Source organism: Type-E symbiont of Plautia stali, from assembly GCF_059731115.1.
Genome location: NZ_AP035906.1, coordinates 323,653 through 345,301 on the forward strand (window position 1 = coordinate 323,653; position 21,649 = coordinate 345,301).

Genomic DNA, 21,649 nt, shown 5'->3' on the forward strand with positions numbered 1-21,649 from the left:
GGAGTCAGACATGGTGAAATTAGATAGAACAGATCATCTGATGCTGGCGCGCCAGCTCCCTACACAAACGGTGGCCTTGATCCTTGCTGGCGGGCGCGGAACGCGCCTGAAAGATCTCACCGCGAAACGCGCCAAACCCGCTGTGCACTTCGGCGGTAAGTTCCGCATCATCGACTTTGCATTGTCCAACTGCATCAACTCGGGTATCCGGCGTATCGGCGTGATTACGCAATATCAATCACATACGTTGACGCAGCATATCCAGCGTGGCTGGTCGTTGTTCAATGAAGAGATGAACGAATTTGTCGATTTGCTGCCAGCGCAGCAGCGTGCCGCCACTGAACACTGGTATCGCGGTACGGCTGATGCGGTTTCACAGAACCTCGACATTATTCGCCGTTATAACGCGATGTATATCGTGATCCTCGCTGGCGATCACATCTACAAAATGGATTACTCGCGCATGCTGCTCGATCACGTCGATCGTGGCGCAAAGTGCACCATCGCCTGTTTGCCGGTGCCGCTGGCGGAAGCCACCGCATTTGGTGTGATGGCCGTGGATGCGGACAACAACGTGGTGGATTTTGTGGAAAAACCGCCGAAGCCACCGTCAATGCCGGGTGATGACACCAAAGCGTTAGCCAGTATGGGGATCTACGTGTTCAACGCAGATTACCTCTACCAGTTATTGGAAGAGGATTTGCTGATCCCTGAATCGAGCCACGATTTCGGCAAAGATTTGCTGCCAAAAATTGTCGCAAGCGGTGAAGCTTATGCGCACTCCTTTACCTTGTCGTGCGTGCAGAACGATGAAAACGCTGAGCCTTACTGGCGCGACGTCGGGACGCTGGAAGCCTACTGGCGCGCTAATCTTGATCTGGCCTCCGTCACACCTGAGCTGGATATGTACGACCATGATTGGCCAATTCGCACCCATATGGAACCGTTGCCGCCCGCCAAATTTGTGCAGGATCGCTCGGGCAGCCACGGTATGACGATGAATTCGCTGGTCTCCGGCGGCTGCATCATCTCCGGCTCGGTGGTGGTGAATTCGGTGTTGTTCCCGCGCGTGCGTATCAACTCATTTTGCAATATCGACTCTTCGGTGCTGTTACCGGATGTGGTGATCAATCGTTCCTGTCGTCTGCGTCGTTGCGTGATCGATCGCGCCTGCGTGATTCCGGAAGGCATGGTGATTGGTGAAAACCCTGATGAAGACAGCCGCCGTTTTTACCGTTCAGAAGAAGGCATCGTTTTGGTGACGCGCGCCATGCTGGCCAAATTGGCTGGCTGACCACGAACGCAACGAGCAAGCACATAATCGCCGCGGGGAACGCGCGCGATAACACAATAGGGGTCCAGGATGCAGGTTTTACATGTCTGTTCAGAACTTTTCCCGCTGCTCAAAACCGGCGGGTTGGCTGATGTCGTCGGCGCATTGCCTCAGGCTCAGATTGCGGGTGGTACGGATGCGCGGGTATTGCTTCCCGCGTATCCGGATCTGCGTAAAGGGATTCCTGACACCGAGATCGTTGCGGAATTACATACTTTTGCTGGCCCGGTCCGTTTATTATTTGGACAATTCAACGGAGTTGGCATTTATTTAATTGATGCGCCGGGATTGTATGAGCGTCCCGGCAGCCCTTATCACGACACATCGCAGTTTGCCTACGTGGATAACTATCTGCGTTTTGCGCTGCTGGGTTGGATGGGCGCAGAGCTGGCCAGCGGACTGGATACCTACTGGCAACCCGATGTGGTGCACGCGCACGACTGGCACGCAGGGCTAACCTGTGCCTATATCGCGGCCCGGGGTCACCCGGCAAAAACGGTGTTTACCGTGCACAATCTGGCTTATCAGGGGTTGTTCAATGCGCGCCATCTGGATGAGATTCAGATCCCGCGCAGTTTCTTCACCATGCATGGCCTGGAGTTCTACGGACAAATTTCGTACCTCAAGGCGGGATTATTTTATGCCGATCATATAACCGCAGTCAGCCCGACTTATGCTCTGGAAATCACCCGACCTGAATTCGGTTATGGCATGGAATCGCTATTGGAGCAGCGGCTCAAAGAGGGCCGGCTGAGTGGCATCCTGAATGGCGTTGATCCCGGCATTTGGGACCCGGCGCACGACCTGCTGCTGACGGCGCGTTACGACCGGGAAACGCTGGAGAGCAAGGCGGAGAACAAGCGACAACTGCAGATCGCCATGGGCCTGAAGGTGGATGACAAAGTGCCGGTATTTTGTGTCATCAGCCGTTTGACCAAACAGAAAGGGCTGGATCTGGTGCTCGAAGCGTTACCGGGCTTACTGGCGCAAGGTGGCCAGCTGGTGTTGTTGGGCCAGGGCGATGCAGAGTTACAACAAGGTTTTCTCGCTGCGGCTGCTGAACATCCTGGCAGCGTCGGCGTACAGATCGGTTATCACGAAGCCTTCTCGCACCGTATTGTGGGTGGAGCAGATGTCATCATGGTGCCGAGCCGTTTTGAACCGTGCGGCTTAACCCAGTTGTACGGTTTGAAATACGGTACGCTTCCGTTGGTGCGCCGCACCGGCGGGTTGGCGGATACCGTGCAGGACAGCTCGCTGGAGAACCTCGCTGACGGGGTCGCAAGCGGTTTTAGTTTCGAAGACAGTAACGCCTGGTCGCTGCTGCGGGCGATTCGACGTGCTTTTGTCCTTTGGTCCCGTCCTTCTCTCTGGCGTTACGTTCAGCGGCAGGCGATGGGGATGGATTTTAGTTGGCAGGTGGCCGCACAAGCCTACCGCGATCTTTATCAACGTTTGCTGTAATCAGAGATTGGGATACTGGATATGAATGCACCTTTCACGTATGCCTCACCCACGTTAACGGTTGACGCACTGAAGCACTCAATCGCCTATAAACTGATGTTTACTATTGGTAAAGACCCGTCGATCGCCAATCAGCATGAGTGGCTTAACGCCGCCTTGCTGGCAGTGCGCGATCGCATGGTGGAACGCTGGCTGCGCTCCAGCCGTGCGCAGCTGTCGCAGGATGTGCGTCAGGTTTACTACCTGTCGATGGAGTTCCTGATGGGACGCACGCTGGGCAATGCATTGCTGGCGATGGGTATCTATGACGATCTCAATCAGGCGCTGGATGAGATGGGGCTCGACCTCAGTGAACTGATGGACGAAGAGAACGATCCGGGGCTCGGCAATGGTGGACTGGGTCGTTTAGCGGCCTGTTTCCTCGACTCGCTCGCCACCCTCGGCTTGCCGGGACGCGGTTACGGCATTCGCTACGATTACGGCATGTTCAAGCAGAATATTGTCGACGGTCAGCAGCGAGAATCGCCGGATTACTGGCTGGAATACGGTAATCCGTGGGAGTTCCAGCGCTTCAATACCCGCTACAAAGTTCGCTTCGGCGGCCGCTTGCAACATGAAGGTGCGCGCGTACGCTGGCTGGAAACCGAAGAGATTATTGCGGCGGCTTACGATCAGATCATTCCCGGTTTTGACACCGATGCCACCAACACGTTGCGCTTGTGGAGTGCACAGGCCAGCAATGAGATTAACCTCGGCAAGTTTAACCAGGGTGATTACTTTGCGGCGGTGGAAGATAAAAACCACTCAGAGAACGTGTCGCGCGTGCTTTATCCGGATGACTCCACCGATTCAGGCCGTGAACTGCGTTTGCGTCAGGAGTATTTCCTCGTCTCCGCCACGGTGCAGGATATTTTGAGTCGCCACTGGCAAATGCATGAAACCTGGGACAACCTGGCGGATAAAATTGCTATCCATCTCAATGACACCCACCCGGTTTTAGCCATCCCTGAATTGATGCGCTTGTTGATCGACGATCACAAGTTCAGCTGGGATGACGCTTTTGAGGTCACTTGCCAGGTGTTCTCGTACACCAACCACACATTGATGAGTGAAGCGCTGGAAACCTGGCCGGTGGATATGTTCGGCAAGATTCTGCCGCGCCACCTCAGCATTGTGTTCGAAATCAACGATTACTTCCTGAAAACCATCCAGGAATACTATCCGGACGATTGGGATTTGATGTCGCGCATCTCGATCATCGACGAAAATAACGGCCGCAAGGTGCGCATGGCGTGGCTGGCGGTGGTAGTGAGCCATAAGGTGAATGGCGTTTCAGAGCTGCACTCCAACCTGATGGTGCAGTCGCTGTTTGCTGATTTTGCGCGCCTGTTCCCGGGGCGTTTCTGTAATAAAACCAACGGCGTGACGCCGCGTCGCTGGCTGGCGCTGGCTAACCCGGCGCTTTCTGATGTGCTGGATGAGACGATTGGTCGCACCTGGCGAACCGACCTCAGTCAGCTGAGCGATCTGACGCCACACATTGATTATCCGGCCTTTATCGAGCAAATTTCCGACGCCAAATTCGCTAATAAAAAACGTCTGGCGGATTGGGTGGCGAAGAACATGGACATCGTGCTGGATCCACATGCGCTGTTCGATGTGCAGATCAAACGTATCCATGAATATAAGCGTCAGCTGCTTAACGTGCTGCACGTCATCACCCGTTATAACCGCATCAAAGCCGATCCCACCGCGGATTGGGTGCCGCGCGTCAATATCTTCGCCGGTAAAGCGGCGTCGGCCTATTACGTGGCGAAGCACATCATTCATTTGATCAATGACGTTGCCAACGTGATCAACAACGATCCGCAGGTGAAGAACAAGCTGAAGGTGGTGTTTATTCCCAACTACAGCGTGAGCCTGGCGCAGATCATTATTCCGGCGGCGGATCTCTCTGAGCAAATTTCGACAGCGGGAACCGAGGCATCGGGCACCAGTAACATGAAGTTTGCCCTCAATGGCGCGTTGACCATCGGTACGCTGGATGGTGCGAACGTCGAGATGCGCGAGCATGTGGGTGCGGAGAATATCTTTATCTTCGGCAACACCACGCCGCAGGTCGAACAACTGCGTAAGGATGGCTACAACCCGCGTAAATACTATGAGGAAGATGCCGAGCTGCACCAGGCACTGACGCAAATTGCCAGCGGTGCATTCAGCCCGGGAGAGCCAGGTCGCTATCGCAATCTGTTTGATGCGTTAGTGAATTTCGGCGATCACTATCAGCTGCTGGCCGATTATCGCAGCTATGTGGATGCGCAGGATAAGGTGGACAAGCTTTATCTTCAGCCGGATGAGTGGCAGCGCCGTGCGGCATTGAATATCGCCAATATGGGCTACTTCTCAGCAGACAGGACGATTCAGGAGTACGCGGACGAGATTTGGCATATTTCGCCGGTGAGATTGTAAGGCAGGCCGTTTGAAAGGGTGGGGGTTGAACGCAGTCAGGGGTCGCTTTGAGGCTGGCGTCCTCGCGCCGCTGACGCGGTTCCTTCACTTCATTCGTCAGCCTGACGGAACGGCGGGGGATGGCACATCCATGTGCCGCCCCGCCTTTCGCCCGCGTCCTGCGGGCTATCCTGGCAGACTCATTCTGTTCAGCGCTGCGGATTGCCTGCCCCAAAGCGACCCCAGCCTGCTCTTTGGCTTCCCTGCGTGTTGTTAAAAAGGGCTATGTCTGGCGGTTATTTTAATGTGATGCTTTTCACGATCGCATCAGCATCGCTCTGTGCCTGCTGCTGATTGTCGGCTGGAAGAGTGATCTGCAGGGTCAGCAGTTTGCCATCCACTTTTGCCAGAATCACGGAAGACCATGAGGTTTGGTTGTTGGCCGAAATCACGGTATCCAACTGCTGAGCGGGCTGATCTTTCAGCGTCACCGCTTTGTTAGAAACGACCTGCAACTGCGGATCGCGACCGCGCTGCTGCTGTTCCAGACGCTGTGACAAGGCATCCAGCGCTTCGTTGGTCGGATCGCCTGCAATCACAATAATCGCTCGCTGGCCGGTTTCATCGGCGTACACATGCATATTGGTAGATTCAGAACCGAGTTTACCGCTTTTATCAGACATGCCCGCCGGCAGACTGAAGCTCAGCTTGCCGTCCATCAGGTTCACCGTCTGGGCTGACTGGCTGGCGCTGGCACCGTTGCTGCCTGCCGCCGCATCTTCTTTCTTCTGATCACAGGCCGCAAGACCTAACACCAACAAACCAATACCCGCATATTTCACTAAGTTACGCATTCTTTTCCCTTTGATGATTCCAGTCAGGTGCTTTCTACCCGGTATAAAAACGGAATCGGCGGTCAAAAGCAACCGCCGGTTTGTCAGGAAATCTTAGCGCGCTGCGGCGTTTCGTCTATGTGCAATTAGCCGAAATTGATCTGACGCTGTGTCGAGCGCTCTGCCAGACGTTTTAGCAGACTGTTCAGCAACACACCGTAAGCGGGCAGGAAGAAAATCATGCAGATCAGCACTTTGAAGCTGTAATCCACCAGTGCGATCTCCACCCAATGCGCGGCCATGAACGGGTCCGGGCTCTTGTAGAAGGCGATGAAAAAGAAGGCCAGCGTATCGCTGATATTGCCGAGGAACATGGCTGCAGCAGGGGCGATCCACCACTGCGGTAAACGACGCAAACGGTTAAAAACGTGGACATCCAGAATCTGACCGAGCGCATAGGCCATAAAGCTGGCACTGGCGATACGTGCGACAAACAGATTCACCTGTTCCAGCGATGCCCATCCTTGCCATTCGCCCTGGTAAAACACACAGGACACCACGTAAGAGATAAACAGCGCCGGGATCATCACCGCCAAAATAATACGACGGGCTAACGGCGCGCCAAAGATGCGCACGGTGAGATCGGTAGCGAGGAAGATAAATGGAAAGCTAAAGGCACCCCAGGTGGTGTGGAAGCCGAAGATGGAAACCGGCAGCTGGACCAGATAGTTACTGGAAGTGATCACCAGCAGATGGAATAGGGAAAGCCAAAACAGCGCATGCATGCGCTGACGTGCAGAGAAATCAATCATGTCTGACCTTTTTAGTAATGGGGTGAGGGAACCCAACTATCCCCGTCATACTTCGCGTTGTAGCTGCGTTGGCTGCGTTCGCGTACCCCAGTCACTTACTTGAGTAAGCTCCTGGGGATACACGCCCTTGCCGCCTTGCTAAAACGCGAATTATTTAGGGGATAGCGTAGTATCTGTTGAAAAAACGGCGGCGATCTTAGCGCGTTGCGCAATTAATGCAATGGTTAATTTTAACGCAATCGTTATCGCCTTGCGCTGTGTATTTTGCGCGCTAGAATGAGCGCCCATCCTGAATGAAGACAGAGAATCATGAGCGATCCTTTTTCTGCGCCGGACCACAAGCTTGATGCCCTTGGCCTGCGCTGCCCTGAGCCGGTAATGATGGTGCGCAAAACCGTGCGCACCATGCAGGCGGGCGAAACCTTATTGATCATTGCCGATGATCCGGCCACCACGCGTGATATTCCCGGTTTTTGCCGCTTTATGGAACATCAGTTGCTGGCACAGCAGACGGAAACGCTGCCGTACCAGTATCTGATTCAGAAGGGCACGGCTTAACGCTGTCGCAGCAATCGCAAAGCGTTGGCTGTGACCAGCGCTGTCGCACCTGAATCTGCCAGCACCGCCAGCCACAAACCGGTGAAACCGAGCAGTGTGGTGATCAGGAAAATGCCTTTCAGCCCCAGCGCTATCGCGATGTTTTGACGGATGATGGCGCGCGTGCGACGGGCCAGTGCGATAGTGCGTGGCAGAATTGCCAGACGGTTTTGTGTCAGCGCGGCGTCGGCGGCTTCCAGCGCGACATCGGTGCCGCTGCCCATGGCAATGCCAATCGTGGCCGCTTTCATCGCCGGAGCGTCGTTAATACCATCGCCTACCATGGCCAGCGGCTGCTGCTCCTCCAGTTTGCGCACCATCTCCACTTTATCGGCAGGCAACAAGCCGGCGCGATAATCGATGTTGAGTTGCGTCGCCATCGACGCCGCCGCACGCGGGTTATCACCGGTCAACATCAGGCTATTAATGCCCAGCGCTTGCAACTGTGCCAGCGCCGTGACGGCTTCCTCGCGTAGCTGATCCTGCAACGCCAGGGTGCCGATGACGGTCTCATCCTGTAACAGCACCACCACGGTTTTACCTTGAGCTTCCCGTTGCGCGATCGCCTGCTGCTGATCGGTCGTGAGCGTGGTGGCATCGCGTGGTGCCAGCAGCTGATAGGTCACGCCATCAATCTGCGCCCGGATGCCGCTGCCAGCCAGCGTTTGCTGCTGCCGGGCGCGCGGTAGCCTGAGCTGGCGCTTTTCGGCCTCGCGCACGATGGCGATCGCCAATGGATGGCTGGAACCTTGCTCCACTGCCGCCGCAATGCTCAACAGTGCATTTGCTTCCATCGCACTGAAAGATTCGACCTCGGTCACCTGCGGTTTACCCAGTGTGAGGGTGCCGGTTTTATCGAATGCGATGGTCTGGATGCGGCTGAGACGTTCCAGCGCGGCGCCACCTTTGATCAGAGCGCCCTGTCGCGCGGCCGCCGCTAAGCCAGAGGTGATTGCAGCGGGGGTAGAAATCACCAGCGCACAAGGGCAACCAATTAACAGCAGCGTCAGGCCTTTATAAATCCACGGCAACCACGCTGCCCCCGCTAACAGTGGCGGCAGCACCATCACTAACAGCGCCAGCAGCATAATGGCAGGCGTATAAATGCGGCTGAAGCGATCGATAAAGCGCTCAACCGGTGCACGGTGGCTTTCAGCTTCTTCGATGAGCTGTAGGATGCGATCAATCGCGCTCTGGCCAGGTTCGGAGATGACTTTCAGCGTGACCAGGCGATCCACGCTGGTGGCGCCCGCCATCACCGTTTCGCCCGGCTGACGGGCAACCGGCACGGACTCGCCCGTCAGCGCACTTTCATCAAAACTGGCGCTCTGGTTTAGCAGCTCGCCATCGGCCGGCAAACGGCCGCCAGCCGCGACTTCAATCGTATCGCCAGGATGCAAGTCAGCCAGCGCCACCTGCTCGCGCTGCGTGCCTTTCAAACGCGTAGCAGTATCGGGGCGCAGTGCCATTAACGCCGTCACACCGCGTCGTGCGCGAGAAGCTGCAAATGACTCCAGCCGTTCACCCAGTTGGAACAGCAACAGCACCATCGCGGCTTCGGCATGTGCGCCAATCACCAACGCACCGGTGGCGGCAAGGGTCATCAGGGTTTCGATACTGAAGGGTGAACCGCCTCGCAGCAGTTTCCAAGCGCTGAATGCAATCGGCGCCAGGCCGATCAGCGTGGTCATCACAAACAGGCGATCGCCCCATACCGGAGAAACCTGGCTCAGCAGCCAACTGGCAAGCATCAGCAGCGCCAGTAACAGCAAACCGGCATTTTCCTGCCAGCGGCGTTGCGGTTCGGGCTGAGATTGCGGATCGTTTGAGGTCAAGGTAAAACCGACATTTTTGACGGCCTGTTCGATGGCCGGGCGAATATCCTGGTTGGCATCCACCACCAGTTTTTCACTGGCAAAAATCACGCGAGCGGTGCGCACCTGCGCCAGCTGTTGTACAGCACTTTCAATTTTTCGCGCGCAGCTGGGGCAATCCATTCCGGCAATCTGCCAGCGGAATTGATGAGATGTGGATGAGGGCCTGTCGCTCTCGGCGTCGCTTTCGCCGCCGGGACTGCCGCTGTCGTTGTCACAGCAACCGCAACCACTTTCTGGTGTGGCGGGGAGGGCGGCTGAGATTTTCAGCGTCGTAGGTGAAACACTGCGAATGGCGCACAGCGGCTGGATTTTGCTGTGGGATTTTCCACAACGGCAGGAATGAGAATGGGCGTGCATAGAGCCTCCGGGATCAATGCGGGCCACTGCCCGCATCCCGAATGCTACACTCTGGAGTCAACTCCAGAGTCAAGCAAAAGGTCATCTTTTCTTCAATACAGCCACAGCGAACGCACAATCATAAAGTGGCCGGCGAAGTAGCAAGCGGCAACAATGGCGCTATCGGCACTGAAACGGCGGCGATAATGGGTGATAAACCAGACAATGTTGCCTAACAGCAGCAATCCTGCGCCGACCAGCAGTGAGAAGCTGTAATCGGTCGGACGGAAGAAGTAATTCTCTGCCGCCATCCAGTTCATCACCAACGTCATACCAATCAGGGTACAGATTGGCCAGCGCAAATCCTCTAGCTTCGACCAAATCACGCCAATGACCACCGCGCCTATCACCAGCAGCGTCACCGGAATCGGCCAGAAGAAACTCATGGTCATGTGGGCAGCAAAGCTGATGGTGTAGAGCAGATGTGACAGGAAGAATGCGCCCAGCGCATAGAGCATTTGCTGGCGAGGCAGTAACGTCAGTGCATCGCCAACCAGGGTAGCAATCAGACCGGCCAGAATCAGGTAATCGGTGGTATTGAGCGTGGGCGCTTGCCAGGCCCAGGCGACCAGCAACAGCAAGGTCACAGGTTTGAACAGCCAGCGTTGCCACTGCGGGCCACGGTATGAAGCATCAACGTAAAGCCAACCGGAAAAAAGTACGGCAAGGAAAGACCAAAGCATGTTTTCTCCCTTTTCTGAACGCGACGTCCAGAGTCATGAATTTTCCCAAAATCGCGATCTCAGTGTAAGTTACCGGCGACGAATGTGACAATCGGTCAACTCTGGTTGTATGCTTTGTCGTCTTTTTACTGTTCCGACACTAACGCAAAGCGCGAGAGAAATCATGAGCAAACCACCGCTAATCTTTTTCATCGTTCTGGCGATTATTGCCGTTTTGGCGACCCGTCAGTTTATTAAGCAACGCCGTGAAACTGCGGTAAATGATGCTTCACCGGTTCGCTCACTGAGCGTAGAAGTGAAAACCAAACGTGAGTTCCCTTCCCCCAATCGACGTTCGCGCCAGCGTGAAGAGATTGTGGCGGAAGATATGAAGTACGAAGCCTGGTTTCATCCACTCAATGGGGCGAGTGATATCAAGGTGGTGGTGAGCGCCGATGACTATCATCATATCGATAAGGGCGCGAAGGGAGAGTTGAAAATGCAGGGCAGTCGCTTTGTCAGTTTCACGCCTGCGCAATAAAACGGGCCGCTGCAGCGGCCCGTATCGTTACATCTTCGGGTAATGCTTTTTCTGCCACGCCAGCAGTTCAAACACACCAAAAAAGAAAATCTTCGCTTGTGTGACACCACTGAGTTTTGGCGCCTCTTTCGGTTGGGTCGCGCGCAGCAGAACCAGCTGCAAGCCGTGCATGATCACCATGAAGAACAGTGCCACATGCACAAAGTAGCGCAGCGGTGTCGGGAAAGGATGCACCAGATTGAGCAGCAGAAATGCCCAGACGCAAATCATCAGTAATCGTCCCAGATTAAGCCACATCGTGCGTCTCCTGTTGGCGTTGATAAAGGCGATATGCCACCTGACCGGCAATTTTTTCGCGGTACAAGTCCCAGTTAGCGGGCGCCACAGGCGTGCCGTGCTCCACTTCGCTTTCGACGTAAATCAGTGCGTTCTCCGCCAGCCAGCCGTTGTTTTCCAGCAGCGTCAGCGTCTCCAGCAGTAATCCTTTACGAAATGGTGGATCAACAAACACCACATCGAACGGCTCACCCGGCTGGCTTAACCACTGCAGTGTATTGGTCTGCACGACGTTGCCTTGCGTCGCACGCAGGGTTTGCAGATTCTGCGACAGCTGTTGGGCGACAGAACGTTCCATCTCAAGCAGCGTAGCAGACGCCGCATAGCGTGACAGTGCTTCCAGCCCGAGCGCGCCGCTACCGGCGAAGCAATCGAGACAACGCGCTTCCTGAATATCCGGCGCTAACCAGTTAAACAGGGTTTCACGTACGCGATCGGTGGTAGGACGCAGGCCTGCGCTGTCCGGCACCGGTAATTTGCGGCCTCGCCACTGTCCGCCAATGATACGAATCTGGCCAGCGGCGCCGCTGCTGCGGGGGGATTTACTCATTTCGCTCACAACTCGTCATAATTTGTTGCGTAGTTTAACGGGCGTGGCAGGCAGAAGAAACGTAAAAAAGGGTGCTGTGGTGCGCTGGCTGGAAAGTGTTAGACTACTGAGTTGATATGGCGCGCGTAATTGCCTGATTTTTACGCCGCTCACGAACAAAAAATTGAATTTTTTATCCCCTGGGAACAGCGTGCTACCGGGAATAAGCCATCGAGGAGTGTGGTTACACAATGGCAAAAGAGAAAAAACGTGGCTTTTTTTCCTGGCTAGGCTTTGGCAAAGAAGAAGAGAAGCAGCAGCCTGCGGAAGAGCAGCAACCGGCCGAAGCGGCGCAACAGCCGATCGCTGAAGAGAGCGCGTTAGCAAGCGCCGAAGCGCAGGCGGAAGAGACGGTTGCCGTCACTGAGCACGTAGCCGAAGAACAACGGGCACAGCCGGAAGCGGTGGTGTCCGGGCCGATCACGGCAATTGAAGAGGAAGTGCTACCGGAGGAGGAAATCCATCCGGACGTAGCACCTGTCGAAGAAGAGCCTCAGGCAGAAGAACTGATTGTTGAAGCGCCTGCTGCGCAGCACGAGCCGGAGATCGAAGAAGCGTCCGTTGCGCCAGTAGTTGCGCAGTACGAGCCGAAAATCGAAGAAGCAGTCGTTGAGCCAGTGATTGCGCAGCACGAGCCAGAGATCGAAGAAGCGGTCGTTGAGCCAGTGGTTGCGCAGCATGAGCCAGAGATCGAGGAAGCGGCTGTTGAGCCACTCGTTGCGCAGCATGAGCCGGAAATCGAAGCAGCAGCCGTTGAATCGGAAGACGACGCGTTAAGCGACGAAGAACTTGAAGCCTTGGCGTTAGCCGAAACCTATGCGGAAGACGCTGAAGCCGAAGCGCAGGATACCGTCAGCGATTTACCGCTGGCCGCAGCGCCGCTGGTCACGCAGGAGCAGGATCGTCCGACCAAAGAGGGCTTCTTTGCTCGCCTCAAGCGCAGCCTGGTCAAAACCCGAGAAAACCTCGGTTCTGGCTTTGTTAGCCTGTTCCGCGGCAAAAAAATCGATGATGACCTGTTTGAAGAGCTGGAAGAGCAGCTGCTGATTGCTGATGTGGGTGTAGAGACCACGCGCCGCATCATCACCAATCTGACGCAGCAGGCTAACCGCAAACAGCTGCGTGATGCTGAAGCACTTTACGGCCTGCTGAAAAGTGAAATGGCCGGCATTCTGGAAAAGGTTGATCAGCCACTGGATGTGGGCGGCAAAACGCCGTTTGTTATCCTGATGGTAGGCGTCAACGGTGTGGGTAAAACCACCACTATCGGTAAGCTGGCGCGTCAATATCAGGCTCAGGGCAAATCAGTGATGTTGGCGGCGGGTGATACCTTCCGTGCAGCAGCAGTGGAACAGCTTCAGGTCTGGGGTCAGCGTAACAACATTCCTGTGGTGGCTCAGCATACGGGTGCTGACTCGGCTTCCGTTATCTTCGACGCCATTCAGGCCGCGAAGTCACGCAACGTCGATGTACTCATTGCAGATACCGCTGGTCGCCTGCAGAACAAAGCCCATCTGATGGAAGAGCTGAAAAAAATCACCCGCGTGATGAAAAAGCTGGATGAGGATGCACCACATGAAGTGATGTTAACCCTCGATGCCAGCACCGGGCAAAACGCCGTTAGCCAGGCCAAACTGTTCCATGAAGCGGTGGGACTGACAGGCATCACGCTGACCAAGCTCGACGGCACCGCCAAAGGTGGTGTGATCTTCTCGGTTGCCGATCAGTTTGGCATTCCGATTCGTTATATCGGTGTCGGGGAAGGCATCGAGGATTTACGGCCGTTTAAGGCCGCAGACTTTATTGAGGCACTGTTTGCCCGAGAGGAATGATTGGGATGATTCGCTTTGAAGAGGTCAGTAAAGCATACCTGGGAGGACGTCAGGCGCTGCAGGGAGTGGATTTCCATCTTCGCCCCGGCGAAATGGCATTTTTGACCGGCCACTCCGGCGCAGGGAAAAGTACCTTGCTGAAGCTGATTTGTGGCATTGAGCGCCCGAGCGCCGGGCAAATCTGGTTTAGCGGCCACGATATTTCACGTCTGCGTCGCAGCGAAGTGCCTTTCCTGCGACGTCAGATCGGGATGATTTTCCAGGATCACCACTTGCTGATGGATCGTTCGGTCTATGACAACGTGGCGATTCCACTGATCATTTCCGGCGCCAGTGGTGAAGATATTCGTCGCCGTGTATCGGCAGCGCTGGATAAAGTCGGCTTGCTCGACAAAGCGAAGAGTTATCCGATCCAGCTTTCTGGTGGTGAACAGCAACGTGTGGGTATTGCCCGCGCGGTGGTGAACAAACCTGCGGTGCTGCTGGCGGACGAACCCACCGGTAATCTGGATGATGCCCTGTCAGAAGACATTCTGCGCCTGTTTGAAGAGTTCAATCGTGTTGGTGTGACCGTCTTAATGGCGACGCACGACACCGGGCTGATTGCCCGCCGCAATTACCGCTTGATGACGCTGAATCAGGGACGCCTGCACGGAGGCCATGATGGTCAATAAACGCAATAAGCGCCCAGCGGCGCCGAAGGCGGCGAAGGCGCCTTCAAAAAGTAAGGCGCTGAAAGGCGGCTGGCAGGAGCAGTGGCGCTATGCGCTGCGCGGTACGCTCTCGGATATGTGGCGTCAGCCGCTGGCCACGCTGCTGACCGTGATGGTGATTGCCATCTCGCTGACGCTGCCGAGCGTCTGCTATATGGTGTGGAAAAACGTCAGCCAGGCGGCGACGCAGTGGTATCCGGCACCGCAGTTGACGGTGTATCTGGATAAAGCGCTGGATGATACGGCGGCTGAGAATGTCGCTGCTGAGCTGAAAAAGTTAGATGGTGTGGATAACGTTAACTATCTGACCCGTGAAGAAGCGCTGAATGAGTTCCGCAACTGGTCTGGTTTCGGCGGTTCAATGGACATGCTGGAGCAAAACCCGCTGCCTGCCGTGGCCATCATCACGCCGAAACTGAATTTCCAGAATTCAGACACTATGGCTAACCTGCGCGACCGCGTGTCAAAAGTGCAGGGTGTGGATGAAGTGCGCATGGATGACAGCTGGTTTGCCCGTTTAGCGGCGTTGACCGGGCTGGTAGGGCAAATCGCTTCGATGATTGGTCTGCTAATGGTGGTGGCGGTGTTCCTGGTGATCGGTAACAGCGTGCGCCTGAGCATCTTTGCCCGTCGCGATACCATTAACGTGCAAAAGCTGATTGGTGCCACCGACGGCTTTATCTTGCGTCCGTTCCTGTATGGCGGCGCGCTGTTAGGTTTCAGTGGTGCAGTGCTTTCACTGCTGCTGTCCGAAGTGCTGGTACTGCGTCTGCAATCAGTCGTAGCGCAGGTGGCGACGGTGTTTGGCACCACCTTTGTTCTTGAAGGTTTTTCCTGGGACGAAGGGCTGCTACTGCTGCTCATCGCCGCCATTATTGGCTGGGTTGCCGCATGGTTAGCCACTGTACAACATTTACGCCGATTTACGCCGCAGTAACCAACAGCAACGTTTTTTGATATACTCTTCCTCTGCTGCCGACGATCTGGGAGCAGAGGAATCTTCCTATTTTCCCCGCCGTCATCTGTGTGTAAAATATTCACTGCTAATATTGAACTTGTGGATAACTTTGTCGTCCAAGTAGCACAGATTGCTTTTGGTTTTTTCGCGACGTTGACATAATGTAACGTCTGCGCAAAACACCGCGCAGCAAGTCCATTGAATTTGTGAGGGTTTGAATGACCAAAGAAATGCAAACTTTAGCGATTGCGCCTCTGGGTAACCTGGAATCTTACGTCCGGGCTGCCAACAACTGGCCGGTATTAACGGCAGAAGAGGAGAAGGCATTAGCGGAGAAACTGCATTACCAGGGCGATCTGAATGCAGCGAAGACGCTGATCCTGTCTCACCTGCGCTTTGTTGTTCATATTGCTCGTAACTACTCCGGTTACGGCCTGCCACAGGCGGACCTGATTCAGGAAGGTAACATCGGCCTGATGAAGGCGGTGCGTCGCTTCAACCCTGAAGTTGGCGTGCGTCTTGTGTCATTTGCCGTGCACTGGATCAAAGCAGAGATTCACGAATACGTGCTGCGTAACTGGCGTATCGTGAAAGTCGCGACCACGAAAGCCCAGCGCAAGCTGTTCTTTAATCTGCGTAAAAGCAAACAGCGTCTTGGTTGGTTCAATCAGGATGAAGTGGAGATGGTTGCGCGCGAGTTGGGCGTGAGCAGCAAAGATGTCCTCGAGATGGAATCTCGTATGGCCGCGCAGGATATGACTTTCGACATGTCTTCGGATGACGAAGCTGGCGAAGGTAAGCCGATGGCACCGGTACTCTATCTGCAGGATAAAACCTCAGACTTTGCCGATGGCATTGAAGAGGATAACTGGGATGCGCACGCTGCTGATAAGCTGAGCGATGCCATGCTGAGCCTTGATGAGCGCAGCCAGCACATCATCCGCGCCCGTTGGCTGGATGATGAGAACAAAACCACGCTGCAGGAGTTGGCCGACAAATATGGCGTCTCTGCAGAGCGTGTGCGTCAGCTGGAAAAGAACGCCATGAAGAAACTGCGTATGGCGATTGAAGCCTGATAACCATCAGGTGAAAAACGGGGCGACTTTATAGTCGCCCTTTTTATTTGCCCGAAGTCCATAGCCGCGCAAAGTATTGCGCATCTGTTACCAACCCAGATTCTTAAGACCAGCGCGATAAATCGCGCCGTTACGTGTCCGCAATAATTAGCGCACCCAGCCATCGGCCTGCGCGCGAAAACCACAGGCCTGCATAAAGGCCGCGCGAACACTCTGATCGTCGTCGCCGTCATCGGCTACCCACCAATCTGCCAGCGCGCGATTCTGCGCGATAGTCTCTTCCAGCAAATATTGCCCGACTCCACGGCGGCGCGTCACTTCGCGCACGGTGAGGTGTGAAATCTTCCCCTGCGTGCCACAAATCTCCAGCTGCAACCCGCCCAACAGACGATCGTTAAACCTTGCCGCATACAACCGCTGCGTCTCGCTTAATGCAGCCTCAAGTTGCGAAATATCGATCTGCGACCAGACTTTAGCTAAATCCAACCGGTCCTGCGGCGTGAGTGCGGTGATTCGCTGAATAGTGAGCTTCATTACCCTTACCTGTACTGCCAGAAATGCCATAGTGTAGCGAATTTAGACAGTCAGCGTGCTGTCACTTTTTTGCGATGAAAATAGGTCAAATGCCAGCCACTTTGCCAGGATTGTGGAGGAAGGCATCAATGATTGCTGAAAAAGCCAGCATAAAGCCCTGGTAACCTGACTAAATTACGGCCAGATAAACCAGATGATTCTGCTGTTCCACGCGACTAATACTGAATATGTCAGTTGATTTACAGAAGAAAGTTCCTGTTTAATAACCTGAAAAATAAAGCCTTATTACCAATAAATGCCAGAAAAGAGCGCTAACTCATTATTCTTGAATCAGTTTTCCTCTTTGACTGGCAGAAAATAAACCAAACACAACGACACACGACACAACAGATGGGGAAGTTCGCATGAAAATGAGTAAAGGACGCGCATTACTGGCGGGTTGCGTTGCGCTGGCGCTGAGCCACGCGGCACTGGCGAAAGATATCAAGATTGCCATCGTTGGCGCAGCAACTGGTCCGGTTGCACAATACGGTGATATGCAGTTCACCGGTGCAGCGCAAGCCATTAAGGACATCAACGCCAAAGGTGGCGTGAACGGTGACAAACTGGTTGGCGTGGAATATGACGACGCCTGTGACCCGAAACAAGCGGTTGCAGTGGCCAACAAAGTGGTTAACGACGGCATCAAGTATGTGATCGGCCACCTGTGCTCCTCTTCTACTCAGCCTGCTTCCGACATCTATAACGATGAAGGCATTCTGATGATCACCCCAGCGGCAACCGCACCAGAGCTGACCGCGCGTGGCTATGCGGATGTGCTGCGTACTACCGGTCTGGATTCCGATCAGGGTCCAACCGCTGCAACTTACATTCTCAATGAGATCAAACCAAAACGTATCGCTGTGGTGCATGATAAGCAGCAGTATGGTCAAGGACTGGCCGAATCGGTGCAGAAAACCCTGAAAGCCAAAGGCGGCAATGTGGTGCTGTTCGAAGGTATCACCGCGGGCGATAAAGATTTCTCTACGCTGATTGCGCGTCTGAAGAAAGAAAACGTCGATTTCGTTTACTACGGTGGCTACTACCCAGAGCTGGGCCAGATTCTGCGTCAGGCAAAAGCAGCCGGTCTGACTGCTGGCTTCATGGGACCAGAAGGTGTAGGCAACGCCTCACTGTCTAACATCGCCGGTGATGCATCTGAAGGCCTGTACGTCACCTTGCCGAAACGTTATGACCAGTTGCCAGAGAACAAGGCGATTGTTGAAGCCATCAAAGCCAATACCGCGTCTAACCGTAAAGATCCAACCGGTCCGTTCGTCTGGACGACTTATGCCGCGATTCAGTCACTGGTGGCCGGTATCGAGCGCAGTAAGAGCGATGAGCCTGATGCGATTGCTAAGAATCTGAAAGAAGGCGCAGCGGTTCCAACGGTGATGGGCAACCTGAACTGGGATCAGAAAGGCGACCTGAAGGGCTTCGAATTTGGTGTCTTCAAATGGCACAAAGACGGTTCCTCTACCGCTGTTAAGTAATTCCCAACCTTAAATAGATTGGCCCTCTCTTTTGCCGGAGAGGGCTGGGGGAGGGACAGCGCGTACCGTCTTGATGAGATCCCGCGCGCCTGTTCCCTCACCCTAACCCTCTGCCAAAAGGGAGAGGGGATTTTTAGTCCACATGCAGGTCCTCACTATGTCCGAGCAGTTTCTCTATTTCATTCAGCAGATGTTCAACGGGGTCACCCTCGGGAGCACTTACGCGCTGATCGCCATTGGTTACACCATGGTTTACGGCATCATCGGCATGATCAACTTCGCCCATGGCGAGGTGTATATGATCGGCAGTTATGTCTCCTTTATTGTGATTGCCGCCCTGATGATGATGGGTATCGATACCACGTGGCTGATGATTGCCGCCGGGTTCGTGATGGCGGTGATCATCTCCAGCGCCTACGGCTGGAGCATTGAGCGCGTGGCGTATAAACCCGTGCGATCCTCGAAGCGTTTGATCGCGCTGATCTCCGCTATCGGGATGTCGATCTTCTTGCAGAACTACGTCAGTCTGACGCAAGGTTCGCGCGATCTGGCGTTGCCAAGCCTGATTACCGGCCAGTGGACGCTGGGCGAGAGCAACGGCTTTGCTGCCACGCTCTCCACCATGCAACTGGTGATTTGGGTCGTGACCTTCCTCTCGATGCTGGCCCTGACGCTGTTTATTCGTTATTCACGTATGGGCCGCGCCTGCCGCGCCTGTGCGGAAGACCTGAAAATGGCCAGTCTGCTGGGGATTAACACTGACCGCGTGATTTCACTGACCTTCATTATTGGTGCGGCGATGGCGGCGGTGGCGGGCGTGCTGCTCGGCCAGTTCTACGGCTCTATTAACCCGTTCATCGGCTTTATGGCCGGGATGAAGGCGTTTACCGCTGCGGTGCTGGGCGGCATCGGCAGTATTCCTGGCGCGATGATTGGTGGTCTGGTGCTCGGTATCGCTGAAGCGCTGACCTCGGCGTATCTGTCGACCGAATACAAAGATGTGGTGTCATTCGCGCTGCTGATTGTGGTGCTGCTGGTGATGCCGACCGGCATTCTGGGCCGTCCGGAGGTAGAGAAAGTATGAAACGCCTCGGTCTGGTCAATGCCGTGATTTCAACGGTGATGTTACTGATTCTCGCCACTTTCTTTATGGGCGTCCGTCTTGATCTTGATGGCACCAAACTGGTGGTGGCTAACGCTGGCGCGGCGCGCTGGAACTGGATTTTCATCGGCTGTGCGGTGGTTTTTGTCTTCCAGCTGCTGCGCCCGCTGTTCCATGGAAAGTTCAAACGCAGCGGTAAAGGCTTTGTGCTGCCGGGCTTCGATGGTTCGACGCCAAAGCAAAAGCTGGTGATGGCGCTGTTGATTGTTGCTGCGGTGCTGTGGCCGTTTCTGGTGTCGCGCGGCAGTGTCGATATCGCCACATTAACGCTGATCTACGTGATGCTCGGTCTCGGCCTCAACGTGGTGGTCGGCCTGTCTGGTTTGCTGGTGCTGGGCTACGGTGGTTTCTATGCCATCGGCGCTTACACCTTTGCGCTGCTCAATCACTATTACGGTTTTGGTTTCTGGGAAAGCCTGCCGCTGGCGGGGATTGTCGCCGGTGCGTTTGGCCTGATGCTCGGCTTCCCGGTACTGCGCCTGCGCGGTGACTATCTGGCGATTGTGACGCTCGGCTTCGGTGAGATCGTGCGTATTCTGCTGCTCAACAGCACCTCGATCACCGGCGGTCCAAACGGTATCGCGCAGATTCCGAAACCAAGCCTGTTTGGCATTGAGTTTGGGCGTCGCGTCAGTGAAGGCGGCTGGACCACTTTCCATGAGCTAACGGGCCTGCAGTACGATCCTAATCATCGCGTAATCTTCCTCTATCTGGTGGCGCTGCTGCTGGTGGTGCTGACCTTGTTCGTGATTAACCGATTGCTGCGTATGCCATTAGGCCGTGCGTGGGAAGCGCTGCGTGAAGATGAGATCGCCTGTCGTTCATTGGGACTTAGCCCAACGCGCATCAAGCTGACCGCTTTCACCATCAGCGCCGTGTTCGCCGGTTTTGCCGGCACGCTGTTTGCTGCACGTCAGGGCTTTGTTAGCCCGGAATCCTTCACCTTTGTCGAATCAGCCTTTGTACTGGCGATTGTGGTACTGGGCGGGATGGGTTCGCAGTTTGCGGTGATCCTCGCGGCCGTGCTGCTGGTGGTGTCGCGCGAATTGATGCGTGATCTGAACGAGTACAGCATGCTGGTGTTGGGTGGTTTGATGGTGCTGATGATGATTTGGCGTCCGCAAGGATTGTTGCCGATGAAGCGTCCACACCTGAAGTTGAAAAGCAGTAAACAAGGAGAGCAGGCATGAGTCAGCCTTTGTTAGCCGTTGAAGGCTTGATGATGCGCTTTGGCGGGCTGTTGGCCGTCAACAATGTGGCGCTGGAACTGCATCCCCAGGAAATCGTGTCACTGATCGGGCCGAACGGTGCCGGTAAAACCACGGTGTTCAACTGCCTGACCGGTTTTTACAAGCCGACCGGCGGTACCATCAAACTGCGCGATCAGGAGTTGCAGGGCCAGCCAGGCCAGAAGATTGCGCGTATGGGCATCGTGCGTACTTTCCAGCACGTGCGACTGTTCCGTGAGATGACGGTGATTGAAAACCTGCTGGTCGCGCAGCATCAGCACCTGAAAAGTGGCGTGTTCTCCGGCCTGTTCAAAACCCCGGCGTTCCGTCGCGGGGAGAGTGAAGCGCTGGATCGTGCTGCCACCTGGCTGGATCGCATCGGCCTGCTGGAGCTGGCCAATCGGCAGGCGGGCAACCTCGCTTACGGCCAGCAGCGTCGTCTGGAGATTGCGCGCTGCATGGTGACACGTCCGGAAATCCTGATGCTGGATGAGCCTGCCGCAGGACTTAACCCACGCGAAACCCACGAACTGGACGAACTGATTGCCGAACTGCGCGGTGAGCATAAGGTCTCGGTGCTGTTAATCGAACATGATATGAAGCTGGTGATGGGGATTTCTGACCGCATTTATGTGGTGAACCAGGGGACGCCGCTGGCTAACGGTACGCCGGAAGAAGTGCGTAACAATCCGGATGTGATCCGTGCTTATTTAGGTGAGGCGTAA

The 21,649-nt window shown here is 55.1% G+C and carries 20 protein-coding genes; 13 read left to right on the top strand and 7 right to left on the bottom strand.

The features are described 5' to 3' along the window. The first annotated feature begins 10 nt into the window (after nt 1–10). From glgC to glgP, 3 genes are all read left to right on the top strand, one after another. Entirely contained in the window at nt 11–1,294 is a 1,284-nt protein-coding gene (glgC, locus tag AC6I8L_RS01410; RefSeq protein WP_058960037.1) for a glucose-1-phosphate adenylyltransferase, read from the top strand. Between the two features lie 69 nt (nt 1,295–1,363). Further along, nucleotides 1,364–2,797, top strand: coding sequence for a glycogen synthase GlgA (glgA, locus tag AC6I8L_RS01415; RefSeq protein WP_034827086.1), 1,434 nt, complete (start codon nt 1,364–1,366; stop codon nt 2,795–2,797). A gap of 21 nt (nt 2,798–2,818) precedes the next feature. After that, a complete protein-coding gene (gene glgP, locus AC6I8L_RS01420; RefSeq protein WP_058960038.1) occupies nt 2,819–5,266 on the top strand; it encodes a glycogen phosphorylase in 2,448 nt (815 codons plus the stop codon). Nucleotides 5,267–5,541: 275 nt separating this feature from the next. Here glgP and AC6I8L_RS01425 read toward each other — a convergent pair whose 3' ends face one another. Together AC6I8L_RS01425 and AC6I8L_RS01430 are read right to left on the bottom strand one after the other, a co-directional pair. Further along, entirely contained in the window at nt 5,542–6,099 is a 558-nt protein-coding gene (locus tag AC6I8L_RS01425; RefSeq protein ID WP_034827084.1) for a DcrB family lipoprotein, read from the bottom strand. Between the two features lie 125 nt (nt 6,100–6,224). Next, nucleotides 6,225–6,890 (bottom strand): 7-cyano-7-deazaguanine/7-aminomethyl-7-deazaguanine transporter, encoded by a 666-nt coding sequence (locus AC6I8L_RS01430; protein ID WP_034827083.1) that lies wholly within the window; start codon nt 6,888–6,890, stop codon nt 6,225–6,227. 309 nt (nt 6,891–7,199) lie between these two features. Here AC6I8L_RS01430 and tusA point away from each other — a divergent pair, with 309 nt between their 5' ends. After that, entirely contained in the window at nt 7,200–7,448 is a 249-nt protein-coding gene (tusA, locus tag AC6I8L_RS01435; protein ID WP_034827082.1) for a sulfurtransferase TusA, read from the top strand. On the opposite strand, the gene AC6I8L_RS01440 is transcribed toward tusA, so the two are convergent. Next, entirely contained in the window at nt 7,445–9,721 is a 2,277-nt protein-coding gene (locus AC6I8L_RS01440) for a zinc/cadmium/mercury/lead-transporting ATPase (protein ID WP_058960039.1), read from the bottom strand. The genes tusA and AC6I8L_RS01440 overlap by 4 nt on opposite strands. Before the next feature lie 92 nt (nt 9,722–9,813). Continuing rightward, nucleotides 9,814–10,443, bottom strand: coding sequence for a lysoplasmalogenase (locus AC6I8L_RS01445; protein ID WP_058960040.1), 630 nt, complete (start codon nt 10,441–10,443; stop codon nt 9,814–9,816). 163 nt (nt 10,444–10,606) lie between these two features. Here AC6I8L_RS01445 and AC6I8L_RS01450 point away from each other — a divergent pair, with 163 nt between their 5' ends. After that, nucleotides 10,607–10,963, top strand: coding sequence for a DUF2500 domain-containing protein (locus tag AC6I8L_RS01450; RefSeq protein WP_058960041.1), 357 nt, complete (start codon nt 10,607–10,609; stop codon nt 10,961–10,963). A 27-nt stretch (nt 10,964–10,990) separates the two neighbouring features. Here AC6I8L_RS01450 and AC6I8L_RS01455 read toward each other — a convergent pair whose 3' ends face one another. Both AC6I8L_RS01455 and rsmD read right to left on the bottom strand, forming a co-directional pair. Next, the gene (locus tag AC6I8L_RS01455; protein ID WP_034827067.1) at nt 10,991–11,260 is read right to left on the bottom strand and encodes a DUF1145 family protein; all 270 of its coding nucleotides are present in this window, start codon (nt 11,258–11,260) and stop codon (nt 10,991–10,993) included. Then, complete coding sequence (gene rsmD, locus AC6I8L_RS01460; protein WP_058960042.1) at nt 11,250–11,849, bottom strand: 16S rRNA (guanine(966)-N(2))-methyltransferase; 600 nt, start codon at nt 11,847–11,849, stop codon at nt 11,250–11,252. The genes AC6I8L_RS01455 and rsmD overlap by 11 nt, the downstream gene beginning before the upstream one ends. A 230-nt stretch (nt 11,850–12,079) precedes the next feature. Here rsmD and ftsY point away from each other — a divergent pair, with 230 nt between their 5' ends. The 4 genes from ftsY (at nt 12,080) to rpoH (ending at nt 16,467) form a co-directional block, all read left to right on the top strand. Further along, nucleotides 12,080–13,720, top strand: coding sequence for a signal recognition particle-docking protein FtsY (ftsY, locus tag AC6I8L_RS01465; RefSeq protein WP_058960043.1), 1,641 nt, complete (start codon nt 12,080–12,082; stop codon nt 13,718–13,720). A gap of 5 nt (nt 13,721–13,725) precedes the next feature. Next, entirely contained in the window at nt 13,726–14,394 is a 669-nt protein-coding gene (ftsE, locus tag AC6I8L_RS01470; RefSeq protein ID WP_034827061.1) for a cell division ATP-binding protein FtsE, read from the top strand. Then, nucleotides 14,384–15,370, top strand: a complete 987-nt coding sequence (gene ftsX / locus AC6I8L_RS01475) for a permease-like cell division protein FtsX (RefSeq protein ID WP_058960044.1) — start codon at nt 14,384–14,386, stop codon at nt 15,368–15,370. The genes ftsE and ftsX overlap by 11 nt, the downstream gene beginning before the upstream one ends. Nucleotides 15,371–15,609: 239 nt before the next feature. After that, on the top strand, nt 15,610–16,467 hold the full coding sequence (rpoH, locus tag AC6I8L_RS01480; protein WP_058960045.1) for an RNA polymerase sigma factor RpoH: 858 nt from the start codon (nt 15,610–15,612) through the stop codon (nt 16,465–16,467). A gap of 147 nt (nt 16,468–16,614) precedes the next feature. On the opposite strand, the gene panM is transcribed toward rpoH, so the two are convergent. Next, a complete protein-coding gene (gene panM, locus AC6I8L_RS01485) occupies nt 16,615–17,001 on the bottom strand; it encodes an aspartate 1-decarboxylase autocleavage activator PanM (protein WP_058960046.1) in 387 nt (128 codons plus the stop codon). Nucleotides 17,002–17,405: 404 nt separating this feature from the next. On the opposite strand from panM, the gene AC6I8L_RS01490 reads away from it, so the two are divergent. The 4 genes from AC6I8L_RS01490 to livG all read left to right on the top strand — a co-directional run bounded on the left by AC6I8L_RS01490 (nt 17,406) and on the right by livG (nt 21,649). Next, complete coding sequence (locus tag AC6I8L_RS01490; RefSeq protein ID WP_058960047.1) at nt 17,406–18,533, top strand: branched-chain amino acid ABC transporter substrate-binding protein; 1,128 nt, start codon at nt 17,406–17,408, stop codon at nt 18,531–18,533. A 157-nt stretch (nt 18,534–18,690) separates the two neighbouring features. Continuing rightward, nucleotides 18,691–19,617 (top strand): high-affinity branched-chain amino acid ABC transporter permease LivH, encoded by a 927-nt coding sequence (gene livH, locus AC6I8L_RS01495; RefSeq protein ID WP_034827036.1) that lies wholly within the window; start codon nt 18,691–18,693, stop codon nt 19,615–19,617. Beyond that, complete coding sequence (locus AC6I8L_RS01500) at nt 19,614–20,885, top strand: high-affinity branched-chain amino acid ABC transporter permease LivM (RefSeq protein ID WP_058960048.1); 1,272 nt, start codon at nt 19,614–19,616, stop codon at nt 20,883–20,885. Before livH ends, AC6I8L_RS01500 begins: the two co-directional genes overlap by 4 nt. Then, nucleotides 20,882–21,649, top strand: a complete 768-nt coding sequence (gene livG, locus AC6I8L_RS01505) for a high-affinity branched-chain amino acid ABC transporter ATP-binding protein LivG (protein WP_034827032.1) — start codon at nt 20,882–20,884, stop codon at nt 21,647–21,649. The genes AC6I8L_RS01500 and livG overlap by 4 nt, the downstream gene beginning before the upstream one ends.

Coding starts and splice junctions, on each gene's coding strand:
- tusA (WP_034827082.1), top strand. CDS start 7,200: ATGAGCGATCCTTTTTCTGCGCCGGACCACAAGCTTGATGCCCTTGGC.
- AC6I8L_RS01440 (WP_058960039.1), bottom strand. CDS start 9,721: ATGCACGCCCATTCTCATTCCTGCCGTTGTGGAAAATCCCACAGCAAA.
- AC6I8L_RS01450 (WP_058960041.1), top strand. CDS start 10,607: ATGAGCAAACCACCGCTAATCTTTTTCATCGTTCTGGCGATTATTGCC.
- ftsX (WP_058960044.1), top strand. CDS start 14,384: ATGGTCAATAAACGCAATAAGCGCCCAGCGGCGCCGAAGGCGGCGAAG.
- AC6I8L_RS01425 (WP_034827084.1), bottom strand. CDS start 6,099: ATGCGTAACTTAGTGAAATATGCGGGTATTGGTTTGTTGGTGTTAGGT.
- rsmD (WP_058960042.1), bottom strand. CDS start 11,849: ATGAGTAAATCCCCCCGCAGCAGCGGCGCCGCTGGCCAGATTCGTATC.
- AC6I8L_RS01430 (WP_034827083.1), bottom strand. CDS start 6,890: ATGATTGATTTCTCTGCACGTCAGCGCATGCATGCGCTGTTTTGGCTT.
- AC6I8L_RS01445 (WP_058960040.1), bottom strand. CDS start 10,443: ATGCTTTGGTCTTTCCTTGCCGTACTTTTTTCCGGTTGGCTTTACGTT.
- livH (WP_034827036.1), top strand. CDS start 18,691: ATGTCCGAGCAGTTTCTCTATTTCATTCAGCAGATGTTCAACGGGGTC.
- panM (WP_058960046.1), bottom strand. CDS start 17,001: ATGAAGCTCACTATTCAGCGAATCACCGCACTCACGCCGCAGGACCGG.
- glgA (WP_034827086.1), top strand. CDS start 1,364: ATGCAGGTTTTACATGTCTGTTCAGAACTTTTCCCGCTGCTCAAAACC.
- rpoH (WP_058960045.1), top strand. CDS start 15,610: ATGACCAAAGAAATGCAAACTTTAGCGATTGCGCCTCTGGGTAACCTG.
- AC6I8L_RS01490 (WP_058960047.1), top strand. CDS start 17,406: ATGAAAATGAGTAAAGGACGCGCATTACTGGCGGGTTGCGTTGCGCTG.
- AC6I8L_RS01455 (WP_034827067.1), bottom strand. CDS start 11,260: ATGTGGCTTAATCTGGGACGATTACTGATGATTTGCGTCTGGGCATTT.
- livG (WP_034827032.1), top strand. CDS start 20,882: ATGAGTCAGCCTTTGTTAGCCGTTGAAGGCTTGATGATGCGCTTTGGC.
- AC6I8L_RS01500 (WP_058960048.1), top strand. CDS start 19,614: ATGAAACGCCTCGGTCTGGTCAATGCCGTGATTTCAACGGTGATGTTA.
- glgP (WP_058960038.1), top strand. CDS start 2,819: ATGAATGCACCTTTCACGTATGCCTCACCCACGTTAACGGTTGACGCA.
- glgC (WP_058960037.1), top strand. CDS start 11: ATGGTGAAATTAGATAGAACAGATCATCTGATGCTGGCGCGCCAGCTC.
- ftsY (WP_058960043.1), top strand. CDS start 12,080: ATGGCAAAAGAGAAAAAACGTGGCTTTTTTTCCTGGCTAGGCTTTGGC.
- ftsE (WP_034827061.1), top strand. CDS start 13,726: ATGATTCGCTTTGAAGAGGTCAGTAAAGCATACCTGGGAGGACGTCAG.